The 19139-nt window shown below is 70.7% G+C and carries 18 protein-coding genes; 7 read left to right on the forward strand and 11 right to left on the reverse strand.

What is annotated here, in order from left to right:
- Positions 1-112 precede the first annotated feature (112 nt).
- The 7 genes from ACMTAK_RS05770 to ACMTAK_RS05800 are packed head-to-tail and all read left to right on the forward strand — an operon-like array spanning position 113 to position 8218.
- Positions 113-1216 carry a Gfo/Idh/MocA family protein gene (locus ACMTAK_RS05770; RefSeq protein WP_413805148.1) on the forward strand — a complete coding sequence of 368 codons (1104 nt, stop codon included), beginning with the start codon at positions 113-115 and terminating at the stop codon, positions 1214-1216.
- Positions 1217-1256: 40 nt separating this feature from the next.
- The gene (locus tag ACMTAK_RS05775) at positions 1257-2144 is read left to right on the forward strand and encodes a sugar phosphate isomerase/epimerase family protein (protein ID WP_413805149.1); all 888 of its coding nucleotides are present in this window, start codon (positions 1257-1259) and stop codon (positions 2142-2144) included.
- Between the two features lie 28 nt (positions 2145-2172).
- On the forward strand, positions 2173-3678 hold the full coding sequence (locus tag ACMTAK_RS05780) for an ABC transporter substrate-binding protein (RefSeq protein WP_413805150.1): 1506 nt from the start codon (positions 2173-2175) through the stop codon (positions 3676-3678).
- 19 nt (positions 3679-3697) lie between these two features.
- On the forward strand, positions 3698-4639 hold the full coding sequence (locus ACMTAK_RS05785; RefSeq protein ID WP_413805151.1) for an ABC transporter permease: 942 nt from the start codon (positions 3698-3700) through the stop codon (positions 4637-4639).
- Complete coding sequence (locus ACMTAK_RS05790; RefSeq protein WP_413805152.1) at positions 4636-6435, forward strand: dipeptide/oligopeptide/nickel ABC transporter permease/ATP-binding protein; 1800 nt, start codon at positions 4636-4638, stop codon at positions 6433-6435. Before ACMTAK_RS05785 ends, ACMTAK_RS05790 begins: the two co-directional genes overlap by 4 nt.
- On the forward strand, positions 6432-7277 hold the full coding sequence (locus ACMTAK_RS05795; RefSeq protein WP_413805153.1) for an ABC transporter ATP-binding protein: 846 nt from the start codon (positions 6432-6434) through the stop codon (positions 7275-7277). The genes ACMTAK_RS05790 and ACMTAK_RS05795 overlap by 4 nt, the downstream gene beginning before the upstream one ends.
- Positions 7278-7282: 5 nt before the next feature.
- On the forward strand, positions 7283-8218 hold the full coding sequence (locus ACMTAK_RS05800; protein ID WP_413805154.1) for an NADP-dependent oxidoreductase: 936 nt from the start codon (positions 7283-7285) through the stop codon (positions 8216-8218).
- A gap of 5 nt (positions 8219-8223) precedes the next feature.
- Here the strand turns inward: ACMTAK_RS05800 and ACMTAK_RS05805 are convergent, their stop codons facing one another.
- The 11 genes from ACMTAK_RS05805 to ACMTAK_RS05855 form a co-directional block, all read right to left on the reverse strand.
- Entirely contained in the window at positions 8224-8727 is a 504-nt protein-coding gene (locus ACMTAK_RS05805; RefSeq protein WP_413805155.1) for a flavin reductase, read from the reverse strand.
- Between the two features lie 66 nt (positions 8728-8793).
- Entirely contained in the window at positions 8794-9546 is a 753-nt protein-coding gene (locus ACMTAK_RS05810) for an SDR family NAD(P)-dependent oxidoreductase (RefSeq protein ID WP_413805156.1), read from the reverse strand.
- Positions 9543-9911: a hypothetical protein gene (locus ACMTAK_RS05815; protein ID WP_413805157.1), complete on the reverse strand. Its 369-nt coding sequence runs from the start codon at positions 9909-9911 to the stop codon at positions 9543-9545. Before ACMTAK_RS05815 ends, ACMTAK_RS05810 begins: the two co-directional genes overlap by 4 nt.
- A gap of 31 nt (positions 9912-9942) precedes the next feature.
- Positions 9943-11106 carry an acyl-CoA dehydrogenase family protein gene (locus ACMTAK_RS05820; protein ID WP_413805158.1) on the reverse strand — a complete coding sequence of 388 codons (1164 nt, stop codon included), beginning with the start codon at positions 11104-11106 and terminating at the stop codon, positions 9943-9945.
- A gap of 131 nt (positions 11107-11237) precedes the next feature.
- Positions 11238-12371: a sensor histidine kinase gene (locus tag ACMTAK_RS05825; protein WP_413805159.1), complete on the reverse strand. Its 1134-nt coding sequence runs from the start codon at positions 12369-12371 to the stop codon at positions 11238-11240.
- Positions 12368-12985 carry a response regulator transcription factor gene (locus ACMTAK_RS05830; protein WP_413805160.1) on the reverse strand — a complete coding sequence of 206 codons (618 nt, stop codon included), beginning with the start codon at positions 12983-12985 and terminating at the stop codon, positions 12368-12370. Before ACMTAK_RS05830 ends, ACMTAK_RS05825 begins: the two co-directional genes overlap by 4 nt.
- 48 nt (positions 12986-13033) lie before the next feature.
- Complete coding sequence (locus ACMTAK_RS05835; RefSeq protein WP_413805161.1) at positions 13034-13861, reverse strand: ATP-binding cassette domain-containing protein; 828 nt, start codon at positions 13859-13861, stop codon at positions 13034-13036.
- Positions 13858-15627 (reverse strand): ATP-binding cassette domain-containing protein, encoded by a 1770-nt coding sequence (locus ACMTAK_RS05840; protein WP_413805162.1) that lies wholly within the window; start codon positions 15625-15627, stop codon positions 13858-13860. Before ACMTAK_RS05840 ends, ACMTAK_RS05835 begins: the two co-directional genes overlap by 4 nt.
- Positions 15624-16565, reverse strand: coding sequence for an ABC transporter permease (locus tag ACMTAK_RS05845; RefSeq protein WP_413805163.1), 942 nt, complete (start codon positions 16563-16565; stop codon positions 15624-15626). The genes ACMTAK_RS05840 and ACMTAK_RS05845 overlap by 4 nt, the downstream gene beginning before the upstream one ends.
- A 40-nt stretch (positions 16566-16605) precedes the next feature.
- A complete protein-coding gene (locus tag ACMTAK_RS05850; RefSeq protein ID WP_413805164.1) occupies positions 16606-18111 on the reverse strand; it encodes an ABC transporter substrate-binding protein in 1506 nt (501 codons plus the stop codon).
- Positions 18112-18215: 104 nt separating this feature from the next.
- Positions 18216-19109 carry a sugar phosphate isomerase/epimerase family protein gene (locus ACMTAK_RS05855; RefSeq protein WP_413805165.1) on the reverse strand — a complete coding sequence of 298 codons (894 nt, stop codon included), beginning with the start codon at positions 19107-19109 and terminating at the stop codon, positions 18216-18218.
- Between the last annotated feature and the right edge of the window lie 30 nt (positions 19110-19139).

The raw sequence follows: 19139 nt of genomic DNA on the forward strand, positions 1-19139 counted from the left end.
GCCCGACGCGACACCGCGGGGCCCGGCAAGGCATCACCGCACCGCACACGTTCGCGGATCACTGGCAAACCCGACCATCTACGCACCACTCCCGGGAGAGGAACCCACCTCCATGGCCAAACAGACCCATCGCATCGGCATCCTGGGCAGCGGCAACATATTCGACCGGTATGTCACCGGTCTCGCCCGCTACCCGGAGCTGGAGATCGTGCGGGTGGCCGACATCGACGTGGCACGGGCGAAGCAGGCGGCCGCCGACCACTCCATCCCGGCCTGGGGTGACGACCGCCAGCTGTACGCCGACGACTCGGTGGACATCGTGATCAACCTGACGCCGCCGGTCCACCACGCCCGTACGATCATCACGGCCCTGGAAGCGGGCAAACACGTCTACGTCGAGAAGCCGCTGGCCACCACGGTCACGGACGGCGAAGCGGTCCTCGCGGCGGCCTCCCGCACCGGGCGTGTCCTCGGATCCGCGCCGGACACCTTCCTCGGCAGCGCCGCCCAGACGGCACGCAAGGCGATCGACTCGGGTCTGATCGGAACGCCCATCGGCGCCTCCGCCTTCATCGGGCACAGCAAGGCCGAGACCTGGCACCCGAACCCGGCTTTCCTGTTCCAGCCGGGAGGCGGCCCGGTGATGGACATGGGTCCGTACTACCTGGCCGTCCTCGTCAACTGCCTCGGCCCCGTCTCCACTGTCTCGGCGGCCGCCCGCATAGGCGTGCCCGAGCGCACCGTCACCGCACCGGAACGGACCGTGGACACCGTCGAGGTCACCATCCCCACCCACACCGGTGCGGTGCTCACCTTCGCCTCCGGTGTCATCGCCACCACCCAGATGAGTTTCGATGTCTGGGACAGCGACCTGCCGTACCTGGAGATCTACGGCAGCGAGGGCACCCTCTCGCTGGCCAACCCGAACCACTTCGACGGCGATGTGCGGCTCCGGCGGCACGGGGACGGCGACTGGACGGTCCTGGAACCGGCCCTCGAACTCTTCGGCGCCGTCGGCACCCGCGAGCAGGCCCGCCGCGGGCTCGGTGTCCGCGACCTCGCGAACGCCGTCGAGGGCGGCCCGCACCGGGCCAACGCCGCCTTCGCCTTCCACGTGCTCGAAGGGCTCTGCGCATTGGAGGGCTCCGCCCAGCAGGGCCGGTCCGTGACATTGAACAGTTCCTGCGAGCGCCCCCAGCCCCTCTTCACCGTCTGACACCCGCCCATCCCACCCCGCCCTCAGGGAAAGGACCCTCATGACCATTCGCCACGACCGGATCGCGATCAACCCCCTCCAGTGGATCGCCACCGACGACGGCTGGATCGACCCCGCTCTGGCGCCGCCGCTGCCCGAGCGCCTCAAGGTCATCCACGAGGCCGGCATCGCCGCCGTACACGCGGACGTGCCCGCCGGGATGACGGCCGCTGAGTACGGCCGACTGCTCGACGAACACGGTCTGGCGCCCGCCCCGGGCTATATCTCGGGCCCCCTCCCGGAGGACGAGAGCAGCCTGCGCGAACTGCTCGACAAGACCGACCGCGTCAGCACCCAGATGGCCGAACTGGGGCTGCCCACGGTCTTCGTGGCCACCGGCATGAACAAGCAGGCCCCCCGTGTGCACCGCCCGGCTGTGGGCGCGGAGGCGACTCCCGAACGGCTGGAGCGGGTGCGCGAGGTGTTCGCCCGCATGGGCGAGACCACCAAGGCGAACGGTGTCGCCGCCGCGTTCCACCCCCACATCGGCACCTGGGCGGAGACCGAGGAGGAGACCCGCTTCATCCTCGACGGCGTGGACGCCGACGTCCTCTCCTTCGGCCCGGACATCGGCCACCTCGGCTGGGCCGGCGCCGATGTCATCGGCCTCGTCCGCGACTACGCCGACCGGGTCGCCGCCCTCCACATCAAGGACTTCCACGCCGACATCGCCGAGCGGGGCCGCGCCGGGGCATGGACCTACCAGCAGACCGTGCTGGCCGGTCTGTGGGCCGAGCCCGGCCACGCCTCGGTCGACATCCCCGCCACCCTCGCCGCGCTGCCCGCCACGTTCGACGGCTGGCTGGTGATCGAGGTCGACCGCGGCGCCCAGGCCACCCCCGAGGAGAGTGTCCGGCTCTGCGGCGAGTGGGCCCGGCAGCAGCGCTGAGCACGGCACCCGAGAGCAGAAGGACGACATGCGAAAAATGGTCATGGCAGGGGTGGCCCTCACCCTCGTGGCCGTGTCGGCGTGCGGCCGCTCCGGCGCCACGGCGTCCGCCACCGGAGACGACACGCTGACGCTGTCCATCGGCAACGCCCATACCGGCTGGGACCTGGCCTCCGCCGCCCTGGGCGACAACATCCAGTACTACGAGCCCGTCTTCGACTCCCTGGTCCGGCTGGACCCCGAGGCCCGTCCCCACCCGAACCTGGCCACCTCGTGGTCCTATGACCGCGACCGTACCGCGCTGACCATGAAGCTCAGAAAGGACGTGCGGTTCACCGACGGCACCGCGCTCGACGCGACCGCCGTGAAGAAGAGCCTGCTCCACACCAAGCAGGGCACCAACGAGGCCGCCGGAAAACTGCGCGCCATCGACTCGGTCGAGGTCGTGAACCCCCGGACCGTGGCCCTCCATCTGTCGGCACCCGACCCCCAGCTCGTGGCGAACCTCGGCGACCCCTCGGGCATGATCGCCAGTCCCAGGGACCTGACGGCGAAGGGCGGTCCGGTCGGCTCGGGCCCCTACGTCCTGGACAAGGCCGCCACGACGAACGGCAGCACCTACGCCTTCACCCGCAACCCGGACTACTGGAACCCGAAGGCGTACCCCTTCGACAAGATCGTCATCAAGAACATCAGCGATCCCACCGCCCGTCTGAACGCCCTGCTCAGCGGGCAGGTCGACTGGGCCCGTATCACCCCGCAGACCGCCCAGTACGCCAAGGGCCGCGGCCTCGAGGTGCGGGCGCACGCCGACAGCGTCGAAGGCCTCTACATCTGGGATCGCACCGGCAGGACCGTGCCCGCCCTGGGCAAGGTGAAGGTGCGCCAGGCCCTGAACCACGCCTTCGACCGGAAGACCATCGTCGAGAAGCTCAACCTCGGCTATGCCACGGCCACCTCGCAGCTGGCGACCGCGGGCAGCGCCTGGTACGAGAAGTCCCTCGAGAGCAACTATGCCTACGACCCGGCCAAGGCCAGGAAGCTGCTCGCCGAGGCGGGGTATCCGCACGGCTTCACCGTCACCATGCCCGACGTCTCCTCCGTCGCGCCGAGCCAGCAGGTCGTCATGGTCCAGGCGCTGGAGGACATCGGCATCAAGGTCAAGGTGGACAAGATTCCGTTCACCCGCCTGTTCACGGCTCTCCAGTCCGGCGAGTACCCGATGTCATGGTTCAAGCTCCAGTCCGGCCAGCCCTGGGACTTCATCCAGTCCGAGCTGACCAAGGGCGCCGCCTGGAATCCCGCCAAGGACTTCGACCCGAAGCTCAACCGCATGATCGACAAGGCGCAGAAGGCCCGGGGCGCGGCGCAGACCGCGGCGTTCCGCGAGATCAACTCCTACCTCCAGAAAAACGCCTTCAACGCGCCCTGGGATGTGCTGGACGCCGTCCAGGGCAACTCCAAGAAGATCAAGGTGACGCCCCGGGCCTTCGTCTCCGCGGTACCGATCTCGAACATGGCCCCCGCCGGCTGACGCGGAAGGAACGAACGCGATGCTGACCTTTCTCGTACGCCGTGTGACGGCCGGTCTGGTGCTCCTCTATGTGCTCGCGACTGCGGCGTACGCGATGATGAGCCTCACCGGGGCCGACGCCGCGCGCACCATCGCCGGCACGATGGCGACACCGGAGCAAATCGCCGCCAAGAGACATGAGTTGGGCCTGGACCGGCCATGGATCAGCCAGTACGGACAGTGGCTGGCCCACGCGGTCCGGGGCGACTTCGGGACCTCCTGGTTCGGCGGTGACTCCGTCTCCGAAAGCCTGGTGCTCAAGGCACCGGTGTCCCTGTCCATCGTGGTCAGCGGGCTTCTGCTGGCCACCGTCCTCAGCGCGGTGCTCGGCATCGCCGCCGCCGTACGGCGCGGATGGCTCGACCGGGTGGTCCAGGCGATCGCCATCGCCGGGTACGCGGTGCCGAGCTTCCTGATGGCGCTGATGCTCTCCGCCACCCTCGCCGTCCAGCTGGGCTGGCTCCCCGCCACCGGATATGTGCCGCTCGCCTCCTCCCCCTCCGACTGGCTCCGGTCCATCACCCTCCCCGCCGTCTCACTCGCCATCGGCGCCATCGCCGCCACCGCCCAGCAGGTGCGCGGGTCGGTCATCGACGTACTGCGCGAGGACTTCGTGCGCACGCTGCGCAGCCGGGGGCTGAGCGAGCGGAGGGTGCTCTTCCGGCATGTGCTGCGCAACGCGGCGCCCCCGGCGCTGACCGTGCTCTCCCTCCAGTTCATCTCCCTGGTCGGCGGCGCCGTCGTCATCGAGAAGGTCTTCGGACTCCCCGGAGTGGGCTCCGCCGCGGTGACAGCGACCGTCAACGGCGACACGCCCCTCGTCATGGGCGTCGTGGTCTACCTCGTCCTCATCGTCGTGGCGGTCAATCTGCTGGTGGACCTCGCCTACGGCTGGCTCAACCCGAAGGTGCGTGTCCGATGACGCATTCCGCGACCCGCGATACCCCCGGCACCCCGGATTCCACGCCGGGCACCACCCGCAGACGCCGCCATCCGCTGGGCCGTCTGCTCCGCCATCCGATGGCGGTGGTGTGCCTGGTCCTGCTGGCCCTCATCGTGGCGGCCAGTGTCTGCGCGCCCCTGCTCACCTCGGCCAGTCCCACCCGCGCCACCCTGGCCGACGCCTTCGCCCCACCCGGCGGCGGCCATCCCCTCGGCGCCGACAGCGTCGGACGGGACGTGCTCGCGCGGCTGCTGTACGGCGGCCGGGTCAGCCTGCTCGGCGGGTTCATCGCCGTGGCGGTCGCCCTGCTGATCGGTGTGCCGACCGGGTTGCTCGCCGGCTACTACCGGGGCCGGCTCGACGCCGTCATCAGCTGGCTGGCGAGCCTCGTCATGGCGGCGCCCGCCATCATGGTCCTGCTGGTGTCCATCGCAGCGATCGGCCCCGACACCAACGCGACGATGGCGGTCCTCGGCATCATCCTCGCTCCCGGCGTCTTCCGCCTCGTGCGGGCCTCGGTCACCTCGGTCCGCGAGGAACTGTACGTCGACGCCGCCCGGGTCTCCGGACTGGGCGACACCCGTATCGTGCGCCGGCACATCCTGCCGGTGGTGCAGGCGCCCACCATCGTCCAGTCGGCGCAGATGTTCGGCGTGGCCGTGGTCATCCAGGCGGGCATCGAGTTCCTCGGCCTCGGGTCGGCCGGGCAGGCCAGCTGGGGCGCGATGCTCAACGACGCGTTCGCCAACCTGTACACCAAGCCCTCCCTGCTGGTGGCCCCGGGCCTGGCGATCGTGATCACCGTGGCGGCGCTCGGTCTGCTGGCCAACGCCCTGCGGGACGCGCTCCTGGAGACGGGCGCCCCGGCGGCGCGGCGGCCCGGACGCCCCAGGGCGGCACGGCCCGGCGCGCTCCCGGAGGGCGGGGACGACAGCCTCCTCGCGGTCGAGAACCTGCGGGTGACCTACCCCGCCCGGGACGGCGAGCGCACCGTGGTGGACGGGGTGTCGCTCACCGTACGCCGTGGTGAAGTGGTCGGTCTGGTCGGCGAGTCGGGCTCGGGCAAGAGCCAGACGGCGTTCGCGATCCTCGGACTGCTGCCCCCGGAAGGCCGGAGCGAGGCCGACCGGCTCTGCTTCGACGGCCGCGATCTGCGGGGGCTCGGGCGCAAGGAGCGGAACGCGCTGCGCGGCTGCCGCATCGCCTACGTCCCCCAGGAGCCGATGTCCAACCTCGACCCGGCCTTCCGCATCGGCACCCAGCTCGTCGACCCGATGCGGCGGCATCTGAAACTGACGGCACGGGAGGCGCGGGAGAAGGCCCTGGCCCTGCTGGAGCGGGTCGGCATCGCCGAGCCGGAGCGCGTCTACCACGCCTATCCGCACCAGATCTCCGGTGGCATGGCCCAGCGGGTCCTCATCGCGGGCGCCGTGTCCTGCGACCCCGACCTGCTGATCGCGGACGAGCCCACCACGGCGCTGGACGTCACCGTCCAGGCGGACGTACTCGATCTGCTGCGGGAGTTGCAGCAGGAGCGGCGGATGGGTCTCATCCTGGTGACACACAACTTCGGCGTGGTCGCGGACATCTGCGACCGGGTGGCCGTCATGCGGACCGGCCAGGTCGTCGAAACGGCTCCGGCCGAGCGGCTGTTCGCCGAACCGCGCCACGAGTACACCCGCATGCTGCTGGACTCGACGCTGGAGGACACCCCGCCCCGCACCCCACTCCGGCAGGTCCCGGCGACCGGCACGTCCCTCCAGGAGAAGGTATGAACACCACCCCGGCCCATGTGCTGGAAGTCGACAGGCTGGTCGTGGAGTACGCCGCCAGGGGGCGGCGCGCCCAGCCGTTCCGGGCCCTGCACGAAGTCTCCCTGGACATCCGGCCCGGCGAGACCGTGGGGCTGGTCGGCGAATCCGGCTCGGGCAAGACGACGCTCGGGCGCGCGGTGCTGGGGCTCGCCCCGGTGGCCGAGGGCGAGATCCGCTATGCGGACCGGGTGATCTCACGGCTGAGCGCACGGGAGCGGCGCGCGCTCAGCGCCGAGATCCAGGTCGTCTTCCAGGACCCCTACACCTCGCTGAACCCGGCGATGACGGTGGGCGACATCCTCACCGAGCCCCTGCTGGTCTCTGGCACCGCCCGCGCCTCCGCCGAGGAGCGGGTCCGCGGACTGCTCGACCAGGTGCGCCTGCCGGCCGACGCCGCACACCGGCTGCCACGGGAGTTCTCCGGGGGTCAGCGCCAGCGCGTGGCGATCGCGCGGGCCCTGTGCCGCGAGCCACGGCTGATCGTGTGCGATGAACCGGTCAGCGCGCTGGACCTGTCCACCCAGGCGCGGGTGCTGGAGCTGTTCGTGGAGATCCAGGAGCGCACGGGTGTCGCCTATCTGTTCATCACCCACGATCTGTCGGTGGTGCGGTGTGTCAGTCATCGCGTGGCCGTGATGCACCGTGGCCGGATCGTGGAGTCGGGCGAGGCGACGGCCGTGACCGGCGACCCGCGGGACCCCTATACGCGACGGCTCATGCTCGCCGCCCCCGTACCGGATCCGGAGCGCCAGCGGGAACGCCGTGAGCGGCGTCGGAGCCTCATGGCCGGGGCGGCAGAATGACGAGCATGGACAACGCATACGGATTCACGGCGTACGGCGGCCCGGAGGTGGAGCGCTTCCTGGACCTTCCACTCCCCTCCCCCGGACCGGGGGAACTGCTGATCGAGGTGCGTGCGGCGGGTGTCAACCCGGTCGACTGGAAGGTGCGCGAGGGGATGCACCGGTCGTTCCTGCCGCTCGGCCTCCCGGCGGTGTTCGGGCGCGAGGCGGCCGGGGTGGTGGTGGCCCTCGGCCCCGGGGCCGAGGGGTTCGCCGTGGGTGACGCGGTGTTCGGCAGCAGTGCGCGTGGCTGTGGCGGCTACGCCCACCACGCCGTCCTGACCGCCGGCTCCACGATCGTCAAGCCGGAGGGGCTGTCGTACACCGACGCGGCGGCCCTCCCGGTGGCGGCGGGAACCGCGTACGACTCCGTGCGCGGACTCGAGGTGACCGCCGGGGAGACCCTGCTGATCCTGGGCGCCGGAGGCGGGGTCGGGGTGGCGGCGGTTCAACTCGCCGCGTCCGAGGGGGTGTCGGTGGTCGGCACCGCGTCCGGTGCGAAGCGGGAGTTCGTGTCGTCCCTGGGCGCCACCGCCGTTCCGTACGACAGTGACGACACCGCGGACCGGCTGGCCGCCGCGCTCCCGAAGGCTGCCGACGCCGTACTGGACCTGGTGGGCGGCGACGCCCTGGACACGGTCTCCGGTCTGATGTCGCCGGGCTGCCGGGTCCTCACGGTCGCCGCCCCCGAGACCGCGGCCCGCTTCGGTGCCCGGCAGCTGTCCCGTGGCAACAGGGCGGAGACCCTCGCCGAACTCGCCCGCCGGGTCCGGGACGGCCGGCTCGACCCCCACGTCCGGGAGGTGTTCCCCTTTGCCGAGGCCCCGACCGCCCTCCGCGCGGTCGAGTCCGGCCACCCGTGGGGAAAGGTGGTGCTGGAGATGCGTACCAGGACTCGATGACGTTCTCATCCGGGTACCAGGGGTGTGGCGTCCAGGCGGTGGAACGCTCGGTTGAAGTAGACGAGGCTCTGCCCGCCCGAGCGGGTGCGGATCTGCTCGATGTCGACGAACAGCACGCTGTGGGAGCCCATGGGGACGGCGTCCGTGATCGTGCCGATGACGCTCACCAGGGCGTCCTTGAGGACCGGCATATCGTGGGCGCGGTCCCAGACGTCCCAGGTGAAGCGCTCGGCCATCGGCACCTTCGTGGCCCCGGCGAAGTGCAGGGCCAGTTCCTGCTGGGCGCCGCCGAGCACATTGACGCAGACCCTTCCGTTGGCCCGGAACACATCGTGCATGGCGCTGCCACGGTTGACGCAGACCAGAACGGTCGGCGGATCGTCGGTCACGGAGCAGACCGCGCTGACGGTGATGCCACAGCGGCCGTTCGGGCCGTTGGTGGTCAGGATATTGACGGCTGCCGGGAGATGTGCCATCGCCTCCCGGAACTGGGACGGGTCGGGGGTCACGGCGGGCCCCTCCTCTGCTGCCTCGGTTCGGATTCGCTCACGTGGGCGCGGTGCTCTGGGGGAACGTCAGCGCATGTACAGGCCGCCGTTGGCGTCCCAGCACGCGCCGGTGACCGCGTCCGCGTGGTCGGCGGAGAACAGCACGGCCATGTCGGCGATGAACTCCGGACGCCCCAACCGCCTTACCGGGATGGACCGTTCGATGGCGGCGAGCTCGTCCGGCGGAACGATGTCACGGACCGCCGGCAGATCCTGGGGGCCCGGGGAGATGGCGTTCACCGTCACCCCGTGCGGCGCGAGTTCGCGGGCGAAGACCTTGGTCAGGGTGGCCACTCCCCCCTTCGCCGCCGCATAGTGCGCACCGGTCGCCGTACCGCCGTTCTGGCCGGCGAGAGAGGCGATGTTGACGATGCGCCCGTAACCCTGTTCGGCGAAGTAGGCGCCGAAGACCTGGCAGCCGAAGAAGGTGCCGTCGAGGTTGGCCGACACGATCTCGCCGAAGCTGTCGGGGCTGATGTCCATCAGCGACTCGGCCTTGGCCAGTCCGGCGTTGTTGACGAGCACATGGACGGTGCCCCAGCGGTCGACGAGCTGATCGCGGACGGCCGCGAAGGCGCTCTTGTCGCGCACGTCCAGGGCCAGCCCGACGGTGGCGCGACCCTCCGGGTCGAGGTCCGCCGCGGCCTTCACCGCGCCCTCCTCGTCCAGGTCGGTGAGGGCGACGCGGTAGCCCTGGTCGTGCAGCCGCCGGGCGATGCACGCGCCCAGGCCGCGGGCGGCCCCGGTGACGAGGGCGACGCGGCGGGTCTCCACGGTCATCGGGTGGCCTCCGGCTCGGGCAGCGGACGGCCGACGCGCGCCTCGATCTTCATATAGCGCCACAGGCCGTGCTCGCCGACCTGGACGGTGCGGAAGAGGTCGCAGGCGGCGGCGACAGCCGGCTGGTCGGCGACGTCGGCGAGGACGTAGCAGGTCCAGGGCCAGGAGTGGGAGGGGCCGACCATGTGCTGGTCGTCGTCGATGGTGCCCAGGACGGTCACTCCGGGCAGTTCGTACAGCTGCCCGAGCATGGATGTGAAGCCATCCCAGACGATCTTGTTCCGGCCCGTGGGCAGGTCGAAGAAGTTCTGGTTGACGCCGATACAGAACAGCACGCGCAGCGGTGCGTCAGTGGTGGCGGACATGGCGGATTCCTGCCTTTCGGAAGTGGCCGGGTCAGAGGTAGCCGGGGAAGGGCTGAACGCCCATGAGGACCGCGCCCGCGCCGTCGTACATGCCCTCCTGGAGGAAGGCGTGCTGCGGGACGACCGAGGCATCGCGCAGATAGCGCTCCATGGGATTGCCGTCCGCGATGGCGGCGATGCCACCGAGCTGGTAGGCGGCTCGGACGACCTCGAAGGAGACCTTCGCGAGGTGGGCGGAGGCCAGCCGCAGCGAGCTGGTCTGTCGGGCGCTCGCCGCGTCCCCCGCCGTCACGGTGGCCCACACCTCCTCGGTGGTTTCGTAGAAGTAGGCCCGCGCGGAACGGAGTTGGGCCTCGGCCTGGCCGACCGCGATGCGATAGGTGGCGCGCTCGGCGGGGACCGGGGCGCCCGTGTAGCTCGCGCGTCCGCCCTGGGCGATGACGTGGTCGAGAGCGGCCCGCGCCACCCCGAGGCCGACGACGGCCAGCACCTGGGCGGCGTAGGGGACGGGCGGGTAGCGGTAGAGCGGTTCGTCCACGGTGGGCTCGCCGCCGCGGACGAACGTCCACTCGTCGGGGACGACGGCCCCGTCCACCACCAGATCGTGGCTTCCGGTGCCGCGCATCCCGATGACGTTCCAGTTCTCGACGATCTCCACCTGCTCGGGCCGCAGGACGGCGGTGAGCGGACGGCCGCCCTTGGTCTCCCCGCCCTTGATGCCCACGCCGAGCACATCCGCGCCCAGGCAGCCGCTGGCGAACTTCCAGCGGCCGGAGACCCGGTGGCCACCCGGAACCCGCTCGGCGGGCCGCACCGGGAACAGTCCGCCGGCGAAGACCAGATCGGGCCCGTCGGCGTACAGCTCGGCCTGGGTCCGCGGCGGAAGCGCGGCCAGGTAGATCAGGGACGAGCCGAAGCTGGCGACCCAGCCTGCCGAACCGTCGACGACCGCGATCCGTTCGATGAGCCGGAGGAATTCGGCGGGCGGCAGCGCGTCTCCGCCGTATTTCTTCGGTGTGCTCGCCCGGTAGATTCCCGCGTTCTTGAATTCCTCGATCACATCCCGCGGCACATGCCTCTTCTCGTCGAATTCGGCACGCCGCCGTTCGACCATCTCCAGCACCCGGTCGAAGGCCGCTCCGGAGGCCGACCGCCCTGCGGCCGCCGCCTTGGCGGCATCCAGCGTCTGCGTCATGAGCGAATCCCCTCGCATTGCCGGGCGGTTCTCCCGCCCGCCTTGTCATCACGCTAGGCGCGGCCGCTCATGGGCCTCAATTGGGCGTCGGATTCATCGCGTAGGGGATTTCCCCTACGCAGGAGCATCGGCTACCGGCCGGGAGAGGCCATGGGCAGCGTGAAACGGAAGACCGCGCCGCGCGGCTGGTTCGCTGCGGTCTCGATCCGGCCGCCGTGACGGGTGATGATGCGTTGGCTGAGGGCGAGACCGATGCCGCTGCCGTTCTCCTTGGAGGTGAAGACACCCTCGAAGATCCGGTCCCCGGGCGGCGGCCCGTTCCCCTGGTCCCGGACCTCCAGCACGGCGGATCCGTCCCCGCCTCGCCGGGTGGTGACCCGCACCTCTCGTTCCGCCTCCGGCCAGCCGGCCATCTCGTCCACCGCGTTGAAGGCGAGATTCATCACGACCTGCCCGATGAGTACGTTCTCGCAGAGCACCGGCAGCGGCTCGCCGGTGAGGTCGTACTCGACGGCCACCGCGTGCTCCCGGGCCCTCAGCTCGATGAAGTACGCGCAGTCACGCACGATCGCGTTGAGGTCGGTCAGCTGCTCGGACTGCTCCAGGCGGCCGACATACCCGCGCAGGCTGCCGAGGATCCGCCGGGCCCGCTCGATCTGCCGGACGGCGTTGTCCAGCCCCCAGGCCACGGCGTCGTGGCCGCGTCCGAGCCGGCCGCGCGCCCCTTCCACGAAGTTGTACGCGGCCGCGAGCGGCTGGCTCACCTCGTGCGCGATCGCCATCGCCATGTCGCCCATGGCGTTGTTGCGGGCCAGATGGTTCAGGCGCTGGGTGTCGCGGCGGTGCTCCTCCTCGGCGCGGGACAGATCGCGCCGGACCGCCTTCTCCTCGGCGATGTCCCGGAACTGGACCATCACCACCGTCCGTGTCGGCAGGGCGACACGGACGGCGGTCGCCTCGGTGAGGATCTCCTCGCCGCTCCGGGAGCGATAGCACCACTCGGTGGCGCTGATGCCGTGCCGCGCCGCGTGCCCGAGCCAGCGATGCCCGAGTTCACGGCTGTACTGCCGGGCGTTCTTGCTCATGTCCGGCGCCTTGAGGGGCTTCAGCTCGTCGACGGTCCAGCCGAGCAGTTCGCAGGCCGCCCGGTTGGCCCAGAGGATCTCGTACGTCCGGGCGTCATGCAGCAGAACGCAGTACTTCAGGGCCTCCATCAACGTCCGGAAGTCGGCGGAGGGAAGACGGCCCACGGCGGTGTCCCTCATCGCTCCGCCGGGGGCCGCAGCCCCAGCCGGAGAATGTCGTGCACGAGGGTCGCGATGGACTCGGCGCCGGTCTTCTCCCGGATCCGGGCGCGGTGCACATCGACGGTCTTGGCGCTGATGCCGAGCCGGGTGGCGATGCGCTTGTTGGGCACGCCGTCGACGGACAGTGCGAGCACCTCCCGTTCACGGGCGGTCAGCCGGTCCAGGCCGGCCCGCAGTTCCCGCTGGACGGCGACCCGCTCGAAGCGTTCCCGCGCGGTGCGCCGCGCGGCCTGTACGACGTCCAGCATGTGCTGGGGGTCGTAGGGCTTCTCGAGGAAGTCGACCGCGCCGTTCTGCAGGGCGCGCACGGACATCCGGATGTCGCCGTGCGCGGAGACGAAGACGACGGGCATCGGCTCGCCCGTCTCGTTCAGCAGCTGCTGTACGTCAAACCCGCTCAGCTCGGGCATGCGGACGTCGAGGACCAGGCAGCCGGGCCGGTCACGGTCGTAGGAGCGCAGGAAGGTCCGGGCGTCGTGGAAGCGCTCCGAGCGGATGCCGACCGACTCGAGGAGCCAGGCGAGCGATTCGCTCAGCTCCTCGTCGTCGTCCAGGATGTAGACGAGGGACATCTCAGTCGTCCCGCCGGTGAACCCGGTCGAGCCCCCGGATGCGGAAGGTCATGAGGCGGCCTCCTTCAGCCGTTCGGCCCGGCGCCGCGCCTGGCGGTCGGGGTCCGGCACCGGCGCCGCGAGCAACAGCCGCCGCGTGTAGGCGTGTTCCGGCGCCTCGGTGACCTGGGCGGCGGCGCCCGTCTCCACGATGTCGCCACGGTACAGCACGGCCACCCGGTGGCTGATGTGCCGGACCACGGACAGGTCATGGGTGACGAACAGATACGCCACCCCCGTGGCCTCCTGGATCTCGGTGAACAGGTCGAGCACCCGGGCCTGCGTCGTCAGGTCGAGGGCGCTGACCGGTTCATCGCAGACGATCAGCCTGGGGTCCCGGCACAGGGCGCGCGCGATGGCGATCCGCTGGCGCTGGCCACCGGAGAACTCCCGGGGCAGCCGGTGCACCGAGTCGTGCGGGAGGTACACACGGTCGAGCAGGGTCCGCACCCGATGTTCCGCGTCCCGCCGGGCGACGCCGGTCACCAGCAGCGGTTCGGTGAGGATGTCCAGGACCGTCATGGCCGGGTTCAGCGAGGTGAACGGGTCCTGGAAGACCACCTGGATGTCCTTGCTGAGCGCGCGTCGCTCCCGCTTGCCGAGCCGGGAGATGGCCCTTCCGCCGTACCGGATCTCACCGCCGGTGACGGGCGCGAGGCCGAGGACGGCCCGGCCCAGTGTGGTCTTGCCGGAGCCGGACTCGCCGACCAGGCCCAGGGTCTCGCCGGGGGCGATGGTCAGGGAGATGCCGTGCAGGACGCGGAAGGGTTTCCCGCCACGGCCCTTCGCGGGGTACTCCACCACGACGTCGTCGAGTTCGAGGAGCGGAGCGGTCATGACGTCACCCCCTTGAGAGATTGATCGGCACACGGGTGGCCGGACGGTTCGCCCCGGACCGGACCGCCGTCGAGCGTCGAGGCCAGCAGCGTCCGGGTGTACGGGTGCTCGGGTGCCGCGAAGATCTGCCGCATCGGCGCCGTCTCCACGATCCGTCCGCCCCGCATCACCGCGACCCGGTCGCAGATGTCGGCCACCACGCCGAAGTCGTGGGTGACCAGGATCATCCCCATGGCGTGCTCCTGCTGGAGGGAGCGCATCAGGTCCAGCACCTCGGCCTGGACGGTGACGTCCAGGGCCGTGGTCGGCTCGTCGGCGATCAGCAGCCGGGGGGCGCAGGAGACGGCACCGGCGATCAGCACACGCTGCGCCATACCGCCGGAGATCTGATGTGGATACGACCTGAACACCCGCTCCGGATCGGGGATGCCGACCCGCTCCAGCAGCCCCAGCGCCCTGGTGCGGGCCTCGGCGCGGGACAGTCCGAGGTGGGTGCGCATGGGCTCCACGAGCTGGAAGCCGATCCGGAAGCAGGGGTCGAGGTTGGACATGGGCTCCTGGGGGACGTATCCGATCCCGTGGCCACGCATCCGGTTCAGGGCGGCGGTGTCCATGCCCAGCAGGTCCTGTCCGTCGAAGGCCAGCCGCCCGGCCATCACCTCGGCGTCGTCCGGCAGCAGTCCGAGGACGGCGAACGCCGTCTGGCTCTTGCCCGAGCCGGACTCGCCCACCAGGCCCAGGACTTCTCCGCGTGACACGGTGAGGCTCACCTCCTCGACAACACACTTCTCGCCGTCGGGCTTGGGGTAGCTCACGCGCAGTCCCTCCACGGTGAGCAGGCGCTCCGACGGGAAGTCGGCGGCCGGTGCGCTCTCGCGGACGACGCGCTTGCGGCGCTTGCGCACCGGCCGCGGTCCGGTCGAGCCGAGCGCGTCGCGCACCGCGTTGCCCAGCAGGCTCGCCGCCAGGATGGTCAGGCCCATCGCGACGCCGGGCCACACCAGCAGTACGGGCGCGTCGTAGACGTTGGTGAAGGCGTCGCCCAGCATCGCGCCCCAGCTGGCCTGGGACGCCTTGCCCAGGCCGAGGAAGGCCAGCCCGGCCTGGATGCCGATCGCCACGGCGAACACCTGGGTCGCCTGGATGACCGACGGCGCGACCACCACGGGCAGCACATGGCGGCGCATGACGCGCCCGTCGCCGAGCCCCGAGACGCGGGCGGCGTCCACGTACAGCTCCTCACGGACCGCGATCACGGACGCCCGGATGAGCCGGAAGACCATCGGGGCCATGATGACGCCCAGGACGACCATGGCCACGTTGAGGTCCTGCGAGACGGCGGCCATCACCACGAGCATCACGATGATGGCGGGCACGGCCATGATGACGTTGACGATCCAGCCGGCCACGGCGTCGAACCAGCCGCGGAAGAAGCCGCTGATCACACCGAGCGGCCCGCCGACGGCGAAGGCGACGAGAACGGCGAGGCCACCGCCCAGGAGGCTGGTGCGGCCTCCGTACAGCAGCCGCGAGAGCACATCCCGGCCGACGCCGTCGGCGCCGAGCGGATGGGCGCCCGAGGCGGGCGCGAGAGTGTCCGCCATGACGCTGCGGTCGGGGGCGTAGTCGGTGAACAGGGGCGCCGCCAGACTCGCGACGACCACCAGGGCCAGGACGATCAGGCAGGCAGCGGCCAGCGGATCGCGCAGCGTCCGGCGCAGGAGATGGTCCCGCTTGGGAACCGGTACGGACTCCACAGTGGTCATGAGACACGCACCTTCGGGTTGAGCCAGCCGTATGCGATGTCCAGCAGCAGATTGACGGCGACGACGATGGCGACGGTCACCACGACCGTGCCGAGCAGTACGGGCGCGTCACCGCGTACGGCGGCCGAGTTGGCGAGGGTGCCGATGCCCGGCAGGCCGAACACCTTCTCCACCACGACGGCGCCGCTGATCAGCCCGATGAACTGGAGGGCGAGCACGGTCAGGGCGGGCGGGGCGGCGTTGCGCAGCGCATGCCGGAACACGATGCTGCGGGACTTGAGGCCACGGCTGCGCAGGGTGCGCACATAGTCCGCGCGCAACACGTCCATCAGCGTGCCCCGCACCTGCATCGCGGTGGCGGCGGTCGCGGCGACAGCCAGCGACACCGCGGGCAGGGTGATCGAGCGGAGCCAGTCGACGACGGAGGCGTCGATGGCGACATAGCCGGTGGCGGGCAGCCATCCGAGCCGGACCGCCAGGGTGACGGCGAGGACCAGGGCGATCAGGAAGCTGGGCACCGCGGTGCCCAGCACCGCGGCGAACTGCACCACACGATCCACCCAGCCACCGCGCAGCGCCGCCGCCGTACCCAGGGCGACGCTGAGGACCGCGGCGATCAGCAGGCCGGCGAGCACGATGGAGAGGGTGACCGGCAAGGTGTCCATCAGGGACTGGTTCACCGGGTCGCCGGTGAACCACGAGGTGCCCAGGTTGCCCCGCAGGGCCTGCTCGGCCCAGAGCCAGTAGCGCTCCACCAGGGGCTGGTCCAGGCCGAGTTCATGGCTCTTGGCGGTCACGGCGGACCGTGTGGCGGTCTCGCCCAGGATATTGCGGGCGACGTCGGTCCCCGTGAGGTTCAGCAGCAGGAACGTGGCGGTGGCCACGACGGCCACCAGGGCCGCGCCGGCGGCGATGCGCCGGATCAGAAAGGTGAGCACGGTGAGTCTTCCTCCTTCCGCGGTCGGATCGGGCCGGTGGCTACTTCGCCGTCGGCGCGTAAGCGTGCAGCGGCGGGTACTGGAGGCCGGCCTGCGGGGTCGTCGTCACGTCCTTCGCGGTGGCGTAGGCGTTGGCCACGACGCTCCAGGGCGCGTTCCACGCCTGGTCGACGACGTAGCCGTTGAGCTGCTTGAACAGCGCGTCGCGCCGCGGACCGGTCGCCTTGCCGATGCGGGTGATGAGGTCGTCGGCCTTCGGGTCGTGGTACTTGAACGGGTTCCAGGTCGACTTCTCGGTCAGTTGCAGCTGGACCTTGTCCCATCCCGTGGGTGCGCCGAGCTTGAAGTACGACATCGCGTACTTGCCGGACAGCATGCTGCTGAAGATCTGGTCGCCGGGCACGTTGTCCAGCTTCACCTTGATGCCGATGTCCTTGAGGGCCTGGGTGAGCGCGGCCTGCTCCCGGGGGAAGGCCGCGGAGAGGTCCGGGAGGGTGACGGAGAAGCCCTTCGGATAGCCGGCCTCGGCCAGCAGCCTCCTGGCCTTGGCCGGGTCGTAGGAGTAGGTGTCCTCGAGCCCGGCGTCATAACCGTCCTCACCGGGCGCGAACAACTGCGCGGTGGGCGTGCCCAGCCCGGTCTTGGCCGACTTGAGCATGGCCTTCTTGTCGAAGGCGTAGTTGAGTGCCTGCCGGACCTCTCGCTTTCCCAGGGCGGGCACCTTCTTTCCCGCGCGGTCCCATATGTAGAGCCCCTCGACGTCGCCGGGCTGGTAGGTGGCGACCTTCAGGCCACGGGCCTTCACGGTCTTCACCCGGTTGAGGTTGACCGTGCCGCCGTCGATCTGGCCGGACAGCAGCGCGTTGGTGCGCGCGGTCGGGTCGGACAGGTACTTGATGACGACCTTGTCGTAGGGGTAGGCCTTCTTGTTCCAGTAGCCGGGGTTGCGGGTGTAGGTGTACGTCTGGCCGGCGGTGGTGGCCGACGTGTCCAGCTGGTACGGGCCCGAGCCCACCGGGGTCTTCGGGTCCTTGAGTGACTTCGGGCCTGCGATCATGCCGGAGACCTGGCCCAGCGCCGGAAGCAGGGACGCGCTGGGGTGGCTCAGCCTGATGGCCACGGTGTGGGCGTCGATGACGTCGACGCCGCTGATGTCGCGGATCTCACCGGCTGCCGAGGCGGCGCCGCTCCTGGTGTGCAGCAGGTTCCGCTTGACGGCTTCCGCGTCGAGGGCCGTGCCGTCGGTGAACTTCACCCCGGTGCGCAGCTTGAGCGTCAGCGTCGTCTGGGGCTTGTCGTACGACCAGGATGTGGCCAGGTTGGGGGTGGGCTCACCGTTCCTGTCGAGCCGGACCAGCGTGTCGAAGACCGGCTGGTAGTACTGGGACTCGGGGCCGAGGCTGGCCTTGGCCAGGTCCCACGGCGTGGCCGTGACGGACTCGGCGAGGGTGAGGGTCGTGTCGCCGCCGCCGGACGCTCCGCCGCCGCAGGCCGTCGCCGTCGCTGTCAGAAGTGCGGCGCCGATGAACGCCACTGTCTTGCGCATGGTCTTCTCTCCACCTGGTTCATGTGTCGGATCACCTCGATGTCCCCCCGGGTCGTCCTGCCTTCCGGCCGTGTGCCGGCCGGTTCCGTTCGCGCGTCGCCCGGTCATGGCCGCGCGTGCCGGGTGGCCCACTCCCCGCACAGCCGCACGCTCTCCTCCGGGGTCGGCCGGGCCCCCCGGTCGACCTCGATGATCAGCCAGCCGTCGAAGTCGTCCGGCAGCGCGCCGACGAAGCCCTCGATGTCGGCGTTTCCGTGGCCCGGCTCCGACCACAGCCCCGCGAGCACCGTCTTGCGGTAGTCCCAGCCCGCTTCCCTGCCCTTGGCCGCGAGGCCGAGGTCCAGGTCCTTGATGTGGACGCTGGCCACCCGGTCCGCGTAGTCGCGCACCAGCTGTGCCGCATCGGCGCCCGCCCAGGTCAGATGGCCCATGTCCGGTCCGAATCCGAGGACGGACGCGTCGACGGTGTCCAGGACGAAGCGGGTCTCCTCCTCGGTCTCGGCCCAGGTGCCCACGTGCGGGTGGAACGCGGGGGTGATGCCGTGTGCCCGGATGACTCCGCCGATCTCGGCCAGCAGGTCCCGTACCCGCTCCAGCCGGTCCCGGTCGGCGAGGTGGCCGACCGCGGGGCGGGCCACCCGCTCGGCGTCCTTCGCCATTCCCATGGCGAGGAAGACGGTGGGCACGCCCAGCGCCGCGTGCTGTTCGGCGACGCGCCCCGCGTTCTCTCGGAACGTCCGCTTCTCCGCCTCGTCCTCGGTGAGCCGGACCGCGACGTAGCCGGGCGCCGGGCTGATGCCGTGGTCGGCGAGCCGGGCCGCGTATGCCTCGGGGGTCATGTCGCCGGGCACCGCGCTGTGCAGGGCCGTGATGCCCGCGTCACGGATGACCTCCAGCTGGCGGTCGAGCGACGGGGCGAGGCCGGGATCGATCCAGCCGTCGGCGCTCGCGACCCACTGCAGGGGGTTGATGGCGAGGCGGTTCTGCCTGATCTTCATGGTCGGTGGTCCTTTCGGCGGCTGCGGCTG

The sequence above is a fragment of the Streptomyces lacaronensis genome (assembly GCF_047337785.1).
Lineage (GTDB): Bacteria > Actinomycetota > Actinomycetes > Streptomycetales > Streptomycetaceae > Streptomyces > Streptomyces lycopersici.